Below are 16,423 nucleotides of genomic sequence, written 5' to 3' on the forward strand. Positions count from 1 at the left end.
GAATTTTCGACGGACACGCTTCAAGACGTACATCTTGCCAAACCCTCTCGTGTGCCCGCTCCTCATGCAATCCCTATGCCTGATAGCAATAGGCGAGGCGCTTTATGTTTATTCATTGAATGCAGATTTAGACGTCGAATCTTGAATGCGGTTATTGTTAGCACCAAATAATCGACCCTTGTCAAGCAATTCGCATTTCCGGTCCATCGCAAGAATTTTCAATTTATAGGCGGCGAATTCAAAGGTATTATACTCCATTCTGGCATCTTAGAAGGATATTGAGGTGCGGGGTCTCCCCCATCGCGGAGTCGTTTGGGGTTTGTGGAGTCGATTGATCCTGTTGTCTTCGCGAGTGCCGTCATGAAATACGGCAATGCTGTGGTTCGCTCGATGCAGTCTCGTATATCGATCGTCGTAGATCTTGTTCACTGGATCGGTCAGTCGGGTATGGATTGTCCCCTCCCCGGCTAAACCATGCTTCGCTCACAAGACCCTAGTCCTGACGTCGAAGATGCCTGGCCGCATCGCGCTCCGAGGATAAACTTACGGTCGAAAGCTGTATCGTTATCGATTTGATTTCGAAGGCCAGTAGGGTTCCAGCCTCTCTTTAGCTATCGCCGGCAATATGCCGCGTATCATTCCATCTCATAGCACATCTTTGACATTCAATATTGTCTCTCTGATTTAGATCTTTCAATTCATACTGCACGCTCTGCGTTTCTTTGAGAGTTCGGACCGGATCCCGGCCCGAGGACGCGGCAGGGTTCGTATTGTTTCGACCCGTGGCGCCGGGAGGACTGCAAGGGGGATTCTCACGCGCCGCCCGCGCAGCGATGGATCACTCATCCGAGATTTTGCATAGGGTCGCGTCGAATAATACTCGGGTCGACCCGCGCAAGGCCAAGCCTGTCGAAAAGGAATCCTGGTGTTGATCCGTGCAGGCGGCGTTGCTGCGTATTAGCTGCTTACTACTTTTGGTGATTGCTATTTGACCGATGTTCACTGGCGTATTATGGCTTCTGGCGATTATCTGAGGTTTTTGAGCACAATCATGCGATCACGCTTGTGGACATCCGTCATCGTCGGCACGTCGGTCCTCGGGATGGGCGGTGCCGTCGTCGCACAGCGGACGCTGCATGATCAGGCTTTCGTGCTGGCTCAGAACACGACTGCGGGTACGACGGCCGGGCAGCTCGGCGCGAATCAGACTCAAGCGATCGAGAGTCGTGATTTCCTCGACCGAATCGGCGTCAATACGCATATACACTACACAGATGGTGGTTATGCAAACGTCGAGAAGGTGATTGACGCGTTGAAATTTGTTGGCATCACCAATCTCAGAGACTCAGTTCCGGATCGATCGCTTCCGGGCGGTGGCGGATACCACTTCGACAAATTTGCGGATGCCGGCTTCAAGTTCGACTTCGTCGTATCGCCGAATCTGCCGCTGGCGAAAACGTTATCAATGCTCGAGACTTTTGCGGAGTCGCATCCGGATGCGATTACGGCGATCGAGGGTCCGAACGAGGTCAACAATTGGCCAGTGACATACAACGGCGAGACGGGATCGAAAGCGGCCGTCGCGTACCAGGATGCTCTCTACAAGGCCGTCAAGAACAGTGCGCGTCTCGAAACACGACCGGTTTATAATCTCACCTCCTGGCCGGAGCTGATCGGCAAGTTCGATGTGTACAATGCGCACACCTATCCGCCGAAGGGTGAGCAGCCGGAAGCGGCTGTCCGAACCATCGTCGAGCATTTGCGTGAACTGGATCACGGCAGCTCGGCCGCGATCACGGAGGTCGGCTATTATACGTTGCCGGGGAAGGGCACATGGGGCGGCGTGGACGAGGCCACGCAGGCGAATCTGTCGCTCAATCTGATTCTGGATGCCATCGATAGTGGTATCGTAAAAATCTATCTGTATCAGTTGCTGGATGCCTATCCCGATCCGTCTTCGAGTGAAATGGAGAACCACTTCGGCTTGTTCGATGTCGGATATCGGCCCAAACCCGCCGCCTCCGCGATCCGCAATCTGATCAACACGGTCTCGACCGGGGATCGGGAAACCTCATCAGCCAAGGGGCAAGCGCCGTCTCTCACGCTTTCGTCCGGTGACCTGAAGGTCAAGAGCCTCCTCGTGACCGGAGACGGCACGTCCTCGACCCTGATCGTGTGGGACGAGCGGAAGATCTGGGATAGCGAGAAGAACGTGCCCGTGCCCGTCCCGGCGGTGGATGTCACGGTCGAGAGCGACCGCGCCTTCTCGAAGGTGGACATCATCGATCCGACCAAGGCCGCCGAGCCCATTCAGACGCTTGGCAAGGGTCAATCGGTGACCGTCGCGTTGGAGGGACATCCGATTCTCATCAAGTTCCGGGGGGAATGACCGGGGCACTCGGGTTTTCGAACCGATCCGAATTCGACGCGGGAGCGGCGGCGGTCGAGCCATGATGGCTCGATATGCCGTTTCTCAAAACCCGGATCGATGCCCTCAGCCGGTGCCCTATTCTGCTGGCCGGGACGGCGCCGGCGGTTGGACCGGATCGGACGGCCGCGCGCGGGCATCCCTCGGGCTCACGGCAGCGTCCGTCCTGGGGTGCGCCGGGTTGGCGCCGGACCGGCTCGCCGTCGGTCCGGCCGCACAGACCACTCAATCCGCGGGTTGAGATCCGGCCGCGGCGGTCAGACCCGGTATTTGCCGTTGCGCATGACGAGGACGCGCGCTCCCACCGGCACGCGCTCGTAGAGGTCGGCGATGTCCTCGTTCAGCATGCGCACGCAGCCCGACGACAGCTGCTCACCGATGCTCCAGGGCTCGTTGGTGCCGTGGATGCGGAACAGGATGTCGCGGTTGCCCTGATAGAGGTAGAGCGCCCGCGCACCGAGGGGGTTGTCGAGGCCGCCCTTGCGGAGCCGGGGCAGGTCGGGGTTGAGCGAGACCATGGTGGTGGTCGGGCTCCAGTCCGGCCAGACGCCCTTGCGGCCAACCCGCGCCTCGCCCTTCCAGGAGAAGCCGGCCTTGCCGACGCCGACGCCGTACTGCATCGCGGTCCCGTCCGCCTGGACCAGCATGAGCTGGCGCTTGTCGATATCGACCACGATCGTCCCGGGCTGCTCGGGACCGTTGTAGCTGACCTGCTGACGGCGGTATTTGGGGTCGAGCCGCTGGGTGTCGACCAGCGGGATGTCGAAGGGCTTGTCGGGCTTGGCGCCGATGTACCAGGCGGCGTCGTCATCCTGCGCGACCTGCATGGGACGGGTCTGACAGGCCGCGAGCGGCGCCGCCGCCACGAGGGCGAGCAGGACCCGCGGGAGCCGGATCCCCCGGATTCGGCCCCAGGCCGGGCGGCGCATCGGGTTCATCGGGTCTGTCACGCGGTGTCCATGCATCCGGATATGCGTACCGCCTCCCCGCCGGGGACGATGTAGCTTTTCCGCCGCAGCCAAGCGTGCCCGGACGGCTCCCGCGGCCATGGTTGCGCCCTAATTCAGATCGGGCAGCGGAGTCCTGTCGATGCTTGCCCGGAGTGAACGATGCCCGAGACCCAGACGCTTCCCGATGCGATGACGGTCGCGCCGCCGGGATCGCTCAGCCCGGCGATCCATCTCGATCATTGCGTGATCCATGTCAGCGACTGGGCGCAATCGAACGCCTTCTACCGGGACGTGGTGGGCGCGGAGGTGGTCGAGCGGGGCGATGGCTACGCGTATCGGTTCGGCGGCGTGCAACTGAATTGCCACGGTCCCGGCGTCAGCCCGAACGTGGTGGCGGCGCATCCGGTGATGCCCGGCAACAGCGATCTCTGCTTTCGGTGGTCCGGGGCGATCGAGGAGGCGGTCGCGCATCTCGAAGCGCGGGGCGTCCCCGTGGAACTCGGTCCCGTCGCGACGGCGGGTGCCGCGGGCTCCGGCATCAGCGTCTACTTCCGGGATCCGGACGGGTCCCTCCTGGAATTCATCACCTATCCGACGCCTTGACGCGCCTCAGCTCCGGCTCTCCGCCAGGGCTTGGTTGGTCTGTTCCAGGCGCAGGGCCAGCACACGCATCAGGGCGATGCTGATCTGCGGAAACTGTGCGAGCAGTTCCAGGAACACCCCGCGATCGATCCGCAGGGCCGTCACGGCGGATTCTGCCGTAACGGTGGCCGACCGGGGTTGCTCGGCCAGGATGCCCATCTCGCCCACCAGGGCGTCCTGACTGAGGAGCGCCAACCGGACCGGACCGGCCGGGCCGTCGATGCTGACCTCCGCGGTCCCCTTGAGGATCACGTAGGCCGCGTCCGCCACATCGCCGCGGGCGAAGAAGCGCTGCCCGGGCTCGAAATGGACCCGCTCGCTGGTGAAGGCCAGGAGCTTTAGGCGGGCCGGTTCCACCTCTCGGAACAGCGGCACCTGCTTCAGGGAGGAAACCTCGGTGTCGAGGGTCATACGGCGGCTCCGCGGCGGGTCAGAGGCCCAGGACGGCGGGGCCGGACGGGCCCGCATATCCATGCGGTTCGTCAGACACTTGTCCAGCCCCGCCGGAGGTTCCGGCGCCGCGCTGGCGCTTGCCCTTATCCTCGCGGCGGGGCCGGCCTGCGCGCGCCTTGTCCAGGCCGACCTCGCCCGCGTCGCGGTGGCACCGCCGCCGGGGGCCCGAGCGCCCCTCGATCTCCCGGTCACGGACGCACGCACCGGGCAAGCCATCACCCTCGGGCGGGCGCTCGCGGGGCGGCCTGCCCTGCTGCTGCCGGTGGACTACACCTGCGGCAATGTCTGCGACCCGATGGTGTCGATGTCGGCGGATGCCCTGGCCTCGACCGGCCTGGCACCGGAAGACTACGCATGGGTGCTCGTCGGGATCGATCCCCGCGACGATGCCGCGGCCGCACGCCGCATGCTGGCCGAGACGCTGGGCGAGCGCACCGCGTCTGTCCGGCCCGAGGCGCTGATCGTCTCGGACGCCGCATTGGCCCGCCTCACGGCGTCATTCGGCTACACGGCGGTCTACGATGCCGGGACCGACAGCTTCGCCCATCCGGCCGCGGCCGTGTTGCTCGCCGGGGATGGGCGGGTGGCCCGGATTCTCTCGCCCCTGGCCCTGACCGGGCGGGATCTCCGTCTCGCCCTCACCGAGGCCGGTGAGGGGCGCGTCGGGGGGCTGGCGGACCGCTTCGCCCTGCTCTGCTACGGCTACGACGCCGCCCGCGGGGTCTACACGCCCCTGGTTCAGCGCATCCTGACCGTGGCGGGGATCGGGACGATCCTCGCGATCGGCCTCCTTGTCCTTGGCCTGACCCGCCTCACACGGGGGCGGGCAGCCTGAATCGACCGCGGGTCAGCGCTTCGTCGACAAACCCTGCGTGCCGGGCGCGGGCGCATCGCGCTTGAGGCTCGCATTGAGATGCGGCGAATCGACCGGTTCCTCCCGGGTCGTCGGTGTGGACGAATCCTCCGGCGCGGGCATCGGCGGCAGCGTGGGGGTGTTGGGCTGCGGCACCGGCGTGCCCCCGGCGGCGTCTTTTACCATGTTGCGGTTCGTCATGCGGGCATCATTCCTTCCTCGAACCGCGCAGCGAGACAGTTCGCGCGCGGTGACCCGGAGCCCAGCGCCAATCCTCCGAGGCATTGCCCCGGCCAGGCGCCGGCATCCGTCCAGGTCGTTCCGCAACCAACGCGGCGCACAACACCCCGGTTGCTGCCAAGCTTGATTGCCGGAAGCTTGACCAGGTCTGGGCACAGGAACCTTGGTTACTGCTGAAGGTTGTTGCGGGGTGAAGCGAAGCCAGAGGAGGAACTGATGGCATCCGGAAATTCGACCTCGAAGCGGGGCTTTGCCTCGATGAACCTGGAGCGGCAGCGCGAGATCGCCAGCAAGGGCGGACGCAGTGTGCCGGCCGAGAAGCGGTCGTTCTCCCAGGATCGCGAACTCGCCTCGTCCGCCGGACGTAAGGGCGGTCAGTCGACGGGGACCGGCCGCGCCGAGTGAGGCGGTCGCGTCAGCGTTTTGCGTAACGGCGCTGCGTCCCCTGGACCGGCGCCGTTCTTCGTATCCCTGCCGTCTGTCCGACGGGACTTCCACCACACGAAAAAGGGCCCGCCAATCTGGCAGGCCCTTTTTCGTGTGGTGGAGTGTGGAGCAGGATCAGGAGATGCAGCGACCCGGGGTCATGCGCCGCGCTTCGGGACCGACCAGGGAACTGAGGGCCGTCTCGCAGCCTTCCCGCACAAGTCGACGCGTCGGCTGCCTGAGAATCGGCTTGATGCTGGGATCCTGCGCCTCACCGGCCACCGGCATAATATGGTCATCGATCTTCTGGACGCCGGCGATCCGGGTCGGGCTGATCGCCAGAGAGGCCGGGCGCATGCCGGGCAGTGGCGCGGGCGCGGACTGGGCCACCAGCACAGGTGGCGTCCAACGGTCGGCCGTGTCGCGGACCACCGGCTGGATCAGCACGGTGAGAAGAGCGGCGGGAAGAGCGGCGGGAGCACTCACGCCCAGAATGAAACCAGACCGCAGCATCGTCCCGACCTCATCGTGAGAGCTTGACAGGATGTTTTGATAACGCGCTCTGCAATCGCAGGTTCCTAGACTGCCGCGCTTTCAGGAATCCTGAGTATTCGTCCGCGGCGCGGGTGTTGGTGCGGTGGCGCACCCACGCAATCCACAACCATTCCCTGTGGCTCCGGCGCAACGCTCACGGACAAAGTGCGTTTTTTGGAACCTCATGGGGCGGCAATCGTTCTTCCAGCACCCGGCCACCTGGTCCTCCCCGCATTCCCCTTGTGCATCGGCCGGAACCTCTTCGACGGGCTGGAGATTTCTCCGGCCCGTTTTTTTGCGTCGCCGTCGGACCCGCGGCAGCCAACAAAAAAGCCCCGGCTTGCGCCGGGGCTGCGATCACCAGTCGTTGCTGGGCCGGCGGGATGAGCGCCGTGGCGCCGTCTCGCGGAGATCTCAAGCCGTCTTGGCTTCCCGCCGACGGGCGGTCTGCTGGAAGAACAGTGCTTGGCTGATCACCGCGGAGACGTTGGCAGGCTGGAACGGCTTGGCGATGAGGAAGGCCGGCTCGGGCCGCTCCCCGGTGAGGAACCGCTCGGGATAGGCGGTGATGAAGATCACCGGAACCTCGAAGGTCTTCAGCAGATCGTTCACGGCATCGAGGCCCGACGAACCGTCGGCGAGCTGGATGTCGGCCAGGATCAGGCCGGGGCGCTTGCCCTCGCCGGCGATCTTGATCGCCTCGGTCCGGGTCCGGGCAACGCCGATGACGTTGTGGCCGAGGCCCTCGACCAGCGCCTCGAGATCCATGGCGATCAGCGGTTCGTCCTCGATGATGAGGATCTCGGTCGCCATGTCGGCGGCGAGTTCGCGGCCCGCCTCGTCCACGAGGTCGCGGACCTCGGAGACGTCGACGCCGAGGATGATGGCCGCATCCTCCTCGGAGAACCCTTCGAGGCATGAGAGCAAGAAGGCCTGCCGCGGCAGCGGCGTGATCTGGCCGAGGCGGACTTCCGCCGGAAGATCGTGCTGGACCTGCTCGCTGCGGCCGTTCACCGAGAGCGAGTTCCAGATCCGCGTGAAGACCCGGAACAGGTCGGCCTTGATGTTGGTGCTGCGCCCGAGCGTATCCGGCTCGTTGACCAGGGTCTCCAGGGTGGCGGCGACATACGCGTCACCCGCCACTTGGCTCCCCGTGAGCGCACGCGCGTAGCGGCGCAGGTACGGCAGGTGCTGTACCACGAGTTGCGATGTCGACATTCGATCCCCTGTGCCTCGCCGTGTTGCCCGGCCACGATCGCTTCGGTTCGTGACCGAAGATGTGCCGGGGCCGGCTTGTATGCTGCGCAGCCTATCGCCCAACGCGGAGGCCGGCACTCCGTTCCACCCCCCGGCGGAACCGATCCCGGCGGGCAGGCGTTGCAACCGCAGCCATGGCGTATGTCGAGCCGCAGCACAATGCGGCCGAGCCGACTTCGGCAGTAAGGGGCGTGTGGGATGGTCGATCAAGGCAAAGACGCCGGTCTTCGCGCGCGCGAAGCGCCGGTGAGCACTGCTTCAGATCACCAAACGCACGCGCAGGCTGAGCGTCGACCCCGGACACCTGCGGGGCGAGCCGCGCCTCGAAACGGCCTCAGCGAACACACGCGAAACCGCCTCGCCGTGCAGTTGCGGGAGATGTACGACACGGTCACCGAGCAGCCGGTGCCCGACCGCTTCGCCGAACTGATCGCAAAACTCGACAGCGCCGAACGTGGTAAGGCCTGACGTATGGCACCCCCGGCGTGGGCTGTGTTGCCTGCCGCTATGAAAAAGCCGCCGCACGGGGCGACGGCTCTTCCGAGGTCGAGATGCCAGCCCCGGACAAGGGCTGACGTCTATCGATACCCCTAAAGGGTCGGAGACCGGCCGCGCATCAGACCAACGACGGCCGAGATCGCGAACAGGACAATCGCCACGAAGAAGACCAGCTTAGCGGCCTCCATGGCGGTTCCGGCAATGCCACCGAAGCCGAGCAGAGCGGCCACGAGAGCGACGACGAGAAAAGTTACGGCCCAACCCAGCATGGTTCGTATCCTTCGGAAGTATCGACGCGGCCGGGCCGCATCGTTCTGAACACAAAAACGCCAAGGTTCTGCTCTGGTTCCGCCGCCTTGACAAAGTCCGGTGGGTCGTTCGGCGCCGGGATCGGGGCGCGGCGACATGTGACGGAACGGGACGGAGCGGGTAGCGTTCGAAGATAGGTCTGCAGGTTCGATTCGGGATCCGTGATGCTGCAATCTGCCAAGAACACCGCTCGTGCGACGCTGTCCGCGCTGCAGGGCCGCCTCGCCGAAGCGGCCTCCACGGTCGCCGAGGCGCTGCGCGCCGCCACTCTCGGATTGGCCGCCGAACCAGTTCCCGTGCCGGTCCGTGTGCGAGACCGTCGGCCCGGCCGCATCGGCTGATCGACCCCGCCTTCCGTCCCGGTCCCCACGCCATGACGGATTAGGTTTCTTAAGTAAGAACACCTGGGGCCGTGCGCGTCCGGCCCCGCGATCAATCCGGTCTGTCCCAGCCGGGAAAGCAGGCCGGTTTGCGTCAGCCCGCTCTCGGGAGCGCCCCCGGGGCGACTGTCGGCAGCACGCGTCGAAGAGGCGACGCGGATCCAGCCCTTCGGTATCGTCACGGTTCCGATCCCTGTGGCGATGCGCTAGAACCCCGCTGACCACCTGTGCGGGGCAGCGATGGCGGACGCGGACGAGAGCAACCTGACCCTCGACCGATCGATGCCTGCCGCCGGACGGCTGGAGGCGGTCGCACCGCTGATCCGGAGGCGGATCGCGCCGAACGGCGGCCCGTTTACGGCGAGCGGGACTTGCACCTACGTGGTCGGCCAGGGCCGCGTCGCGGTTCTCGATCCCGGTCCGGACGATCCAGCCCATATCGACGCGCTGCTTCATGGTCTCGCCGGCGAGCACATCGAGGCGATCGTCGTCACCCACACGCACCGGGATCACTCGCCGGGGGCGCGACTCCTGGCGGCCCGCACCGGCGCGCCGATCGTCGGGTGCGGGCCGCATCGGGCCGCCCGGGCGCTCGCCGAGGGGGAGGTGCCGCTCCTCGACGCCAGCGCCGACCGCGCTCACGCCCCCGACCGCGTGATGACGGAGGGCGACCTCGTCTCCGGCCCCGGCTGGACGCTGGTTGCCGTGGAGACCCCCGGCCACACGATGAACCACCTGGCGTTCACCCTGCCGGAGGCGCAGGCCCTGTTCTCGGGCGATCACGTCATGGCGTGGTCGACCACGATCGTGGCGCCCCCGGACGGCGAGATGCGGGCCTATATGGCCTCCCTCGACAAGCTGCGCAGTCGCGATGAGACGATATACTGGCCGGGTCACGGCGGCCCGGTCCGCGAGCCGGCGCGGTTCCTGCGCGGGCTGGCCTGCCACCGCCGCCAGCGCGAGGCGGCGATCCGCGCGCGCCTCGGCGCCGGCGATACCGGCATCGCGCAGATCGTGGCGGCGATCTACCAGGGGCTCGATCCGCGCCTGAGGGGCGCGGCTTCGCTCTCGGTCTTCGCCCATCTGGAGGATCTGGTCGGGCGCGGCCTCGTGGCCGTGGACGGCACGCCGCGACTGGACGGCACCTACGCGCCGGTCTGAACCGGGTCGGGGCGGATCATTTCACCGCCAGGGCGAGATTGGCGACGTCGTCCAGATAGGTGCGGATCCGGTCGGCGTTGCTGCCGAAATCGCGCCCCCCGAGCCGGGAGGCGGACCGCACGTCGATCCGTGTTCCGTCGGCGCGGGGGCGGATGCGGACGGTCACGTCGTTGGGCAAATTGAGGACGAGACCGCGCGCCACGGCCTCGATCCGGCCGTTGCCGGTGCGCCCGCCCGGGCGGATCGCCTCGACGATCTGCCAGTGGCGCTTGAGCGCGGCCTGGCGAGCCAGTTCGAAGGCCTCGTCGGCGCCGATATCGAGGGTCAGCGGGGCGATCTGCGGATAGGCGCCGCGCTGGCGCTCGCGGAGCGCCGTACCCGGATCGGGCGGATAGCGGCCGCCGCGGGCCGCGAAAGCCGCGCGGGAGCGCGAGAAAGCGGGCGGATTGTCGATATCGGTGGTGATGTCCGACAGGGCGGACAGCCGCAATCCGCGCAGGCCGAGATAGGCGGGGTAGCCGAGCACCAGCAGCGCCAGGATCAATCCGCCCAGGGCGGCCCCGAGACCGCGCGCGCCCTCGCGCCAGACCCGCACGAAGGCGAAGACCGCCGCCGCCGCCGCTGCGAGCGCGATACCGAGCCCAGCGACCAGGGCGACGAGGGCGGCGTCGGTGTCGGCGCGGGGATCCCGGACCAGGATCATGGCGATCCCCGTGGCGACGATGGAGAACACCGCGAGCTGCCGGGCCAGCGGCCCCGCGCGGGTGACGGGTTCCTCGACGAGCAGACGGCGCATGGCACTCATGGACGGGTTCCGGCGCCCACTCATAGAGCTTGGCCGGCCGGGGCGCCATCGCGGCGGCGCAGCGGGATACGGCGGTTCAGGGCACGTAGGCGCGGGCATTCACCGGAAGCCCCTCCGCGCCGGGCCGCCCGTTGACGTCCGGCGGCATCGCCTCCCCGACCCGGGGCGCCGGATCGGCGCCCTCGCCCCGCGCGGCGGTCTGAGCGGTGGGGGCATTCCAGGGACCCGAGACCTCGAACAGGAGGCCGCGGGACGGGTCGGCCGGGCCCCGCAAGACGAGGTCGCCGCGGAGATCGAGACGTCGCTCCGGGACGGAGACCAGTCCGCGCACGGTCGCCCCGACGCTCGGGCCGAGCAACCCCGCCTCGGTGATCTCGCCGATCCCGTCGACGAAGCGCAGGGCGATCGCGGCACGCTCGATCGCCGTCCGGCCGTTGCGACGCGCCAGGGCTCCGAGCGCCACGACGCCATTGCGGTGGACGACATCAACGAGATCGAGCCCGGTGATCGTCCCGCCGGCGATGCTGAGCGCCGCGCGGCCGCCGAGATGCGCCAGCAGACCGACGGAATCCCGGGCGCTCGCCTCCAGGGTGAACTGCCCGTTTGCCGGTCCGGCCAGCCAGCGCGATGCGCCGATCTCGCCCAGCACGGTGCCGAGCTCGATCCCGTCCAGGCTCGCCTGCAGGCGCATCCCGGTCTCGGCCGGATCGGCCCCGCTGGCGAGGATCACGCGGCCCTTGACGGTGCCGTCCTGCACCCGCGCCCGGTTCACCGCGATCTCCAGCGCCGCCTCCCGTACCAGGACGCTCGCTGCGAGGTCCTGAACCTGGACGGGGCCGACACGCCCCGCCGCGGCCGACAGGCGCAGGTCGAGGTCGCCCCGGGTGAACGGTGCCAGGGCCAGGGGCTGGGGGTCGCGGCCGAACAGCCGCGCCGCATCCTCGACGAGGGGAGCCACGTCGAGGGTCTCTGCCGCGAGGGTCGCCTGCACCGAGAGGCGCGGTGCGGCGCCGGAGCCGAGGGCGACGGCGCCCGCGCCCTCGAGAACGTTCTGGCCGAGCCCGATGCGCAGCCGCGGACAGGATATGGACCGGTCCGCGGTCTCGAAGGCGCCGGCGATCGAGAACGCGCCCGTGAGCGGCGAGAGCGGCACGTTCCACCCGATCCAGGCCAGGCTTTCCGGCAGGGAACTGGTCTCACCGCGCATCTGCCCGGCCAGGACGGGCCATGCCGCTCCCGGTCCGGCCGTCTCCACCGTGCCGTCGACCGCGACGCTGCCGCCCGGCCACGTCGCCTCGGCGGTGATCGGGCTGCGCCGTCCGATGGCGATGTCGGCCGGACGCAGGTGGGTGACCGTGATCCGCGTCGGGACGCCCCGCCATGTCAGGCGCGCGCTCGCTTCCGCCGACGCGCTCCAGAAGGGCCACGCCACGTCGAGATCGATGTCTTGGGCCGCGTCGTCCCCGGCGATGCGCGCCCCGCTCACCGTGATCCGGCTCGGATGGACCGACGCGCCGGACCGGACCCGCTCGGCGAGCCGCGCCAGGGGTCCGTTCCAGCCGGTGGCGCTCGCCGAGAGGCGGCCGCCTTCGAGATGCAGGCCGCCGACCTCCGCGCGCCCGGCCAGGAGACCGACCGGATCGATGTCGATGCCGAGGCGGGCTTCGTCCACCAGGGCCGGGCCGCCCGTATCCGACGCGACGCGCACGCGCCCGAGGGTGAGGCGGGGCAAGGGCAGCAGCGTCAGGCTCGCCGGTCCCTGGACGGTCAGGGCGAGTCCGTACGCGTCGAGGGCGTGATCCGCGAAGGCGCTCGCCCGGCCGCCATCGACCGGCCAGTCGTGCCGGCCGAGCCCGACGGCGATCAGCCCCAGCGGGACGAGGAGGAGGAACGGAGAACGCAGCGACATCATGCTCCGGACGGGACCGCGGCTGCGGCCCTAGCCGGGTGCCGCGAGCGGCCCCCTCAAGCCGTCGCGGCCCGACAGGGTCTGCACGTCGCGCTGGCCTTTTAGCGCCCGCGCCGGGATTTGTCTGCTGGACTCGCGCGGGGAGCCGCGCCGGCCGGGGGAGAACCGATGACGGATCGCCCGGGACCGAACCGGCCGGCGCGGCCCGGCACTGGATTTCGCGCCCGGAATCGGGAAGAGCAGGCGTGAGGAAACGCGCGCTTCGAGGATGCGGCGAGGGTTCAGCCGGTCGGATCCAGCGGAAGAAGGACGATTCGATGAAGAAGGTCTACACGGATGCCGCCGCGGCGCTCGCCGGCCTCCTGCGCGACGACATGATGGTGATGTGCGGCGGCTTCGGCCTCTGCGGCATCCCGGACGAGCTGATCGAGGCGGTACGCCTCTCCGGCGTCAAGGGCCTCACCGTCGTCTCCAACAATGCCGGCATCGACGGCGTCGGTCTCGGCAAGCTCCTCGACACCCGCCAGGTGCGGAAGATGATCTCGTCCTATGTCGGCGAGAACAAGGAATTCGCCCGCCAGTATCTCGGCGGCGAGCTGGAGATCGAGTTCAATCCGCAGGGGACCCTGGCTGAGCGGATCCGCGCGGGCGGCGCCGGCATCCCGGCCTTCTTCACCAAGACCGGCGTCGGCACCAAGGTCGCCGAGGGCAAGGAGGTGCGGGACTTCGATGGCGAGACCTACGTCATGGAGCGCGGCCTGTTCGCCGACATAGCTCTGGTCCACGCGCATACCGGCGACACGGAGGGCAACCTTCGCTACCGGATGACCGCGCGGAACTTCAACCCGATGATGGCCACCGCGGCCCGGATGACGGTGGCGCAGGTTGAGCACCTCGTGAAGCCGGGTGCGATCGACCCGGACACGATCCACACCCCCGGAATCTTCGTGAAGCGCATTATCGACGTGGGCACGCGCGACAAGCGCATCGAGCAGCGCACGACCCGCAAGCGCGGCGACAGCACCCCGGCCGCGGCGGCCGGCGGCGGCACGCACTGATCGGACGGGAAAGGAGCTTTAGACCATGGCCTGGACCCGTGAGCAGATGGCGGCGCGCGCCGCCAAGGAGCTGGAAGACGGCTTCTACGTGAACCTCGGCATCGGCATCCCGACGCTGGTGTCGAACTACATCCTCGACGGCATGTCGGTGCAGCTGCAATCCGAGAACGGCATGCTCGGCATGGGCCCCTTCCCCTACGAGGGCGAGGAGGACCCGGACCTGATCAATGCCGGCAAGCAGACGATCACCGCGCTGCCGACCACGAGCTACTTCTCGTCGGCCGATTCCTTCGGGATGATCCGCGGCGGGCACATCAACCTGTCGATCCTCGGCGCCATGCAGGTGGCCGGCAACGGCGATCTCGCCAACTGGATGATCCCCGGCAAGATGGTGAAGGGGATGGGTGGCGCCATGGACCTCGTGGCGGGGGTGAAGCGCGTCATCGTGGTGATGGAGCACGTCGCCAGGAACAAGGACGGCACCGAGAGCCCAAAGTTGCTCAAGGCCTGCGACCTGCCGCTCACCGGGACGCAGGTGGTCGACCTCGTGATCACCGATCTCGGCGTGTTCGAGATCGACAAGAAGGGCGACGGCGGCATGCGCCTCATCGAACTCGCCGACGGCGTCACCGAGGACGAGATCCGCGGGAAGACCGAGGCGGCCTACACGGTCGCGCTCAGGACGTGAGCGCGGCCCTCCGGACGCCGCGCGCGGCTCAGGCGGCGCGTACGCCGTCGAGGAACCGGACCACCTCGGCCTGCAGGCGCGCGGACTGATCCGAGAGGGCCGACGCCGCGCTCAGGACCCGCGTGGCAGCCACGCCGGTCCGCTCGGACGCCGCCGCGACCCCGGCGATGGTGCGCGTCACCGCGTCGGTGCCGGCGGCGGCCTGGGCGACGTTGCGCACGATCGCCTGCGTGGCGGCGCCCTGCTGCTGGACCACGACCGCGAGGCTCGCGGTCACGCCGTTGATCTCCTCGATCCGCGTGGCGATCCCGTTGATCGCCGTGACCGTCTGCCCGGTCGCCGACTGGATCTCGCCGATCTGTCCGGTGATCGCGTCCGTCACCTTGGCGGTCTGGCCGGCCAGTTCCTTGACCTCTGCGGCGACCACCGCGAAGCCGCGCCCCGCCTCCCCGGCCCGCGCCGCCTCGATGGTGGCATTCAGCGCCAGGAGATTGGTCTGGCTGGCGAGGCTGGCGATCATCCCGACCATCTCGCCGATCTTCGTCGACGTCCGGCTCAGGACCGCGACGAACTGGGTCGTCCGGCTCGCCTCGCCCGAGGCAGTCCGCGCGAGATCGGCCGAGCCCGAGATCTGCCGCCCGATCTCCCCGATGGAGGTTCCGAGTTCCTCGGCGGCGGCCGCGACGGTCTGGACGTTGCTGCCGGCCTCCTCCGCCGAGGACGCCACCGCGGCCGCCTGCTCGGCCGCCTCATGGGCGGTATCGGTCATGCGCTCGGCGGCCACGCGCAGATCGGTCGCGGAGGACGACACCGTATCGACGATCCCGCCCATCGCGTGCTCGAACCGCTCCGCCAGGGCGAACATGGCGCGCCTGCGCTCGATTGCGGCCGCCTCGTCGGCCCTGCGCACGGCCTCGGCCTGCTCGGTCGCCCTCTGGGCGACCATCCGCTTGATGGCCTCGACGGCGCGCCCGACGGCGCCGATCTCATCGCCGCGGGCAGCCTGCCTGATCTCGGCATCGATCTCGCCGAGGGCCATGCGATCCAGGGTCCGGACCAGGGCCGCCAGGGGACGTGTGACGCCGTACATCACGACGGCGACGCCGATCCCGAGGGCGGCGGCGAGGCCGGCCACGGCGGCGATCACCAGCGCGAGGACGGTCCGGTGGGCCGATCGCTCCGAGGCGTCCCGCGCCTGACCGAGTTCGGTGCGCAGGCGTTCAACCTGCGCGTCGACCATGTCGGCGAGCTTGGCGCAAAGCGGATTGCCCTCGCCCAGCAGGATGTCCCGCGCGGCCTCGGGATCGCCCTGGTTCGCGCTGACGATCACCCGGTCGACGACCGCCCCGAGCGCCGTCAGCGTGTCGCGCATCGGATCGTGAGCCGCGCGCTGCTCGGGCGCCTCGGCGAGCGCCGCCAGCTCGGCGATCTGCTGGAAGGCGGTCGCCTTCGCCTGCTTGATGCGCGTCTCGTAGCCGACCATCTGGGATTCCCGGGTCTCGAGGGCGAGGTTGCGCCCCTGCAGGGAGACTTCGCCGACGGCGATCTGGACGCCCAGGATGAGCTCGAGACGCTTGGCCTGCACATCGACGATCCGGCGCGTCTGCGCTGTCAGCGAGACCAGATTCGCGCGCGCATAGACGATCAGTCCGCCGGCCACCAAAGCAACGATCGCGAAGGGAAGCGCAAACTTTACGAGTATCTTCGCGTCGGTCAGGACCTTCATCGCGCCGTCTCTCGGATCCGTAGAGATCGATCCGCGATCATCCGACACTTTTAGCACTATATCAACGTCATTTCCGACGCAATCAGTGCCAGGTCTGCTTGCAAAC

At 67.9% G+C, this 16,423-nt stretch carries 18 protein-coding genes; 9 read left to right on the top strand and 9 right to left on the bottom strand.

The genetic code is table 11. The annotated features are described in order from the left end of the window. The first annotated feature begins 988 nt into the window (after positions 1 to 988). The gene (locus tag AC3IF3_RS07360) at positions 989 to 2,389 is read left to right on the top strand and encodes a hypothetical protein (protein WP_489228025.1); all 1,401 of its coding nucleotides are present in this window, start codon (positions 989 to 991) and stop codon (positions 2,387 to 2,389) included. Positions 2,390 to 2,685: 296 nt separating this feature from the next. Here the strand turns inward: AC3IF3_RS07360 and AC3IF3_RS07365 are convergent, their stop codons facing one another. Then, a complete protein-coding gene (locus AC3IF3_RS07365) occupies positions 2,686 to 3,357 on the bottom strand; it encodes a L,D-transpeptidase (RefSeq protein ID WP_243971694.1) in 672 nt (223 codons plus the stop codon). 180 nt (positions 3,358 to 3,537) lie between these two features. On the opposite strand from AC3IF3_RS07365, the gene AC3IF3_RS07370 reads away from it, so the two are divergent. Next, on the top strand, positions 3,538 to 3,981 hold the full coding sequence (locus tag AC3IF3_RS07370; RefSeq protein ID WP_489214894.1) for a VOC family protein: 444 nt from the start codon (positions 3,538 to 3,540) through the stop codon (positions 3,979 to 3,981). A 6-nt stretch (positions 3,982 to 3,987) separates the two neighbouring features. Here AC3IF3_RS07370 and AC3IF3_RS07375 read toward each other — a convergent pair whose 3' ends face one another. Beyond that, the gene (locus tag AC3IF3_RS07375) at positions 3,988 to 4,431 is read right to left on the bottom strand and encodes a cyclic nucleotide-binding domain-containing protein (RefSeq protein ID WP_243971573.1); all 444 of its coding nucleotides are present in this window, start codon (positions 4,429 to 4,431) and stop codon (positions 3,988 to 3,990) included. Positions 4,432 to 4,510: 79 nt separating this feature from the next. On the opposite strand from AC3IF3_RS07375, the gene AC3IF3_RS07380 reads away from it, so the two are divergent. Continuing rightward, a complete protein-coding gene (locus AC3IF3_RS07380) occupies positions 4,511 to 5,308 on the top strand; it encodes an SCO family protein (RefSeq protein WP_489228026.1) in 798 nt (265 codons plus the stop codon). A 12-nt stretch (positions 5,309 to 5,320) separates the two neighbouring features. On the opposite strand, the gene AC3IF3_RS07385 is transcribed toward AC3IF3_RS07380, so the two are convergent. Further along, positions 5,321 to 5,527: a hypothetical protein gene (locus AC3IF3_RS07385; protein WP_243971577.1), complete on the bottom strand. Its 207-nt coding sequence runs from the start codon at positions 5,525 to 5,527 to the stop codon at positions 5,321 to 5,323. 255 nt (positions 5,528 to 5,782) lie between these two features. On the opposite strand from AC3IF3_RS07385, the gene AC3IF3_RS07390 reads away from it, so the two are divergent. Then, entirely contained in the window at positions 5,783 to 5,971 is a 189-nt protein-coding gene (locus AC3IF3_RS07390) for a con-10 family general stress protein (RefSeq protein WP_043349455.1), read from the top strand. Positions 5,972 to 6,127: 156 nt separating this feature from the next. Here the strand turns inward: AC3IF3_RS07390 and AC3IF3_RS07395 are convergent, their stop codons facing one another. Both AC3IF3_RS07395 and AC3IF3_RS07400 read right to left on the bottom strand, forming a co-directional pair. Next, complete coding sequence (locus AC3IF3_RS07395) at positions 6,128 to 6,505, bottom strand: hypothetical protein (protein ID WP_489228029.1); 378 nt, start codon at positions 6,503 to 6,505, stop codon at positions 6,128 to 6,130. Between the two features lie 435 nt (positions 6,506 to 6,940). Then, positions 6,941 to 7,744, bottom strand: a complete 804-nt coding sequence (locus tag AC3IF3_RS07400) for a response regulator (RefSeq protein WP_043349459.1) — start codon at positions 7,742 to 7,744, stop codon at positions 6,941 to 6,943. 237 nt (positions 7,745 to 7,981) lie between these two features. On the opposite strand from AC3IF3_RS07400, the gene AC3IF3_RS07405 reads away from it, so the two are divergent. After that, a complete protein-coding gene (locus tag AC3IF3_RS07405) occupies positions 7,982 to 8,251 on the top strand; it encodes a NepR family anti-sigma factor (protein WP_243971581.1) in 270 nt (89 codons plus the stop codon). Between the two features lie 122 nt (positions 8,252 to 8,373). On the opposite strand, the gene AC3IF3_RS07410 is transcribed toward AC3IF3_RS07405, so the two are convergent. Continuing rightward, on the bottom strand, positions 8,374 to 8,550 hold the full coding sequence (locus AC3IF3_RS07410) for a DUF1328 domain-containing protein (protein WP_007568853.1): 177 nt from the start codon (positions 8,548 to 8,550) through the stop codon (positions 8,374 to 8,376). Between the two features lie 204 nt (positions 8,551 to 8,754). Here AC3IF3_RS07410 and AC3IF3_RS07415 point away from each other — a divergent pair, with 204 nt between their 5' ends. Continuing rightward, positions 8,755 to 8,931: a hypothetical protein gene (locus tag AC3IF3_RS07415; RefSeq protein ID WP_243971583.1), complete on the top strand. Its 177-nt coding sequence runs from the start codon at positions 8,755 to 8,757 to the stop codon at positions 8,929 to 8,931. Positions 8,932 to 9,210: 279 nt separating this feature from the next. After that, positions 9,211 to 10,131 (top strand): MBL fold metallo-hydrolase, encoded by a 921-nt coding sequence (locus tag AC3IF3_RS07420; RefSeq protein ID WP_243971585.1) that lies wholly within the window; start codon positions 9,211 to 9,213, stop codon positions 10,129 to 10,131. Positions 10,132 to 10,147: 16 nt separating this feature from the next. On the opposite strand, the gene AC3IF3_RS07425 is transcribed toward AC3IF3_RS07420, so the two are convergent. Together AC3IF3_RS07425 and AC3IF3_RS07430 are read right to left on the bottom strand one after the other, a co-directional pair. Continuing rightward, the gene (locus tag AC3IF3_RS07425; protein WP_243971696.1) at positions 10,148 to 10,927 is read right to left on the bottom strand and encodes a DUF1499 domain-containing protein; all 780 of its coding nucleotides are present in this window, start codon (positions 10,925 to 10,927) and stop codon (positions 10,148 to 10,150) included. Positions 10,928 to 11,012: 85 nt separating this feature from the next. After that, the gene (locus AC3IF3_RS07430) at positions 11,013 to 12,845 is read right to left on the bottom strand and encodes an AsmA family protein (RefSeq protein WP_243971588.1); all 1,833 of its coding nucleotides are present in this window, start codon (positions 12,843 to 12,845) and stop codon (positions 11,013 to 11,015) included. A 317-nt stretch (positions 12,846 to 13,162) separates the two neighbouring features. Here AC3IF3_RS07430 and AC3IF3_RS07435 point away from each other — a divergent pair, with 317 nt between their 5' ends. Together AC3IF3_RS07435 and AC3IF3_RS07440 are read left to right on the top strand one after the other, a co-directional pair. Beyond that, on the top strand, positions 13,163 to 13,903 hold the full coding sequence (locus AC3IF3_RS07435; protein ID WP_243971590.1) for a CoA transferase subunit A: 741 nt from the start codon (positions 13,163 to 13,165) through the stop codon (positions 13,901 to 13,903). A 25-nt stretch (positions 13,904 to 13,928) separates the two neighbouring features. Beyond that, on the top strand, positions 13,929 to 14,591 hold the full coding sequence (locus AC3IF3_RS07440; protein WP_489228032.1) for a CoA transferase subunit B: 663 nt from the start codon (positions 13,929 to 13,931) through the stop codon (positions 14,589 to 14,591). Positions 14,592 to 14,619: 28 nt separating this feature from the next. On the opposite strand, the gene AC3IF3_RS07445 is transcribed toward AC3IF3_RS07440, so the two are convergent. After that, the gene (locus tag AC3IF3_RS07445) at positions 14,620 to 16,317 is read right to left on the bottom strand and encodes a methyl-accepting chemotaxis protein (RefSeq protein WP_489228033.1); all 1,698 of its coding nucleotides are present in this window, start codon (positions 16,315 to 16,317) and stop codon (positions 14,620 to 14,622) included. Positions 16,318 to 16,423: the final 106 nt, after the last annotated feature.

The sequence above is a fragment of the Methylobacterium sp. J-118 genome (genome assembly GCF_057836565.1).

Coding starts and splice junctions, on each gene's coding strand:
- AC3IF3_RS07365 (WP_243971694.1), bottom strand. CDS start 3,357: ATGCGCCGCCCGGCCTGGGGCCGAATCCGGGGGATCCGGCTCCCGCGG.
- AC3IF3_RS07390 (WP_043349455.1), top strand. CDS start 5,783: ATGGCATCCGGAAATTCGACCTCGAAGCGGGGCTTTGCCTCGATGAAC.
- AC3IF3_RS07375 (WP_243971573.1), bottom strand. CDS start 4,431: ATGACCCTCGACACCGAGGTTTCCTCCCTGAAGCAGGTGCCGCTGTTC.
- AC3IF3_RS07370 (WP_489214894.1), top strand. CDS start 3,538: ATGCCCGAGACCCAGACGCTTCCCGATGCGATGACGGTCGCGCCGCCG.
- AC3IF3_RS07440 (WP_489228032.1), top strand. CDS start 13,929: ATGGCCTGGACCCGTGAGCAGATGGCGGCGCGCGCCGCCAAGGAGCTG.
- AC3IF3_RS07405 (WP_243971581.1), top strand. CDS start 7,982: ATGGTCGATCAAGGCAAAGACGCCGGTCTTCGCGCGCGCGAAGCGCCG.
- AC3IF3_RS07430 (WP_243971588.1), bottom strand. CDS start 12,845: ATGTCGCTGCGTTCTCCGTTCCTCCTCCTCGTCCCGCTGGGGCTGATC.
- AC3IF3_RS07395 (WP_489228029.1), bottom strand. CDS start 6,505: ATGCTGCGGTCTGGTTTCATTCTGGGCGTGAGTGCTCCCGCCGCTCTT.
- AC3IF3_RS07410 (WP_007568853.1), bottom strand. CDS start 8,550: ATGCTGGGTTGGGCCGTAACTTTTCTCGTCGTCGCTCTCGTGGCCGCT.
- AC3IF3_RS07420 (WP_243971585.1), top strand. CDS start 9,211: ATGGCGGACGCGGACGAGAGCAACCTGACCCTCGACCGATCGATGCCT.
- AC3IF3_RS07445 (WP_489228033.1), bottom strand. CDS start 16,317: ATGAAGGTCCTGACCGACGCGAAGATACTCGTAAAGTTTGCGCTTCCC.
- AC3IF3_RS07435 (WP_243971590.1), top strand. CDS start 13,163: ATGAAGAAGGTCTACACGGATGCCGCCGCGGCGCTCGCCGGCCTCCTG.
- AC3IF3_RS07385 (WP_243971577.1), bottom strand. CDS start 5,527: ATGACGAACCGCAACATGGTAAAAGACGCCGCCGGGGGCACGCCGGTG.
- AC3IF3_RS07415 (WP_243971583.1), top strand. CDS start 8,755: ATGCTGCAATCTGCCAAGAACACCGCTCGTGCGACGCTGTCCGCGCTG.
- AC3IF3_RS07425 (WP_243971696.1), bottom strand. CDS start 10,927: ATGCGCCGTCTGCTCGTCGAGGAACCCGTCACCCGCGCGGGGCCGCTG.
- AC3IF3_RS07400 (WP_043349459.1), bottom strand. CDS start 7,744: ATGTCGACATCGCAACTCGTGGTACAGCACCTGCCGTACCTGCGCCGC.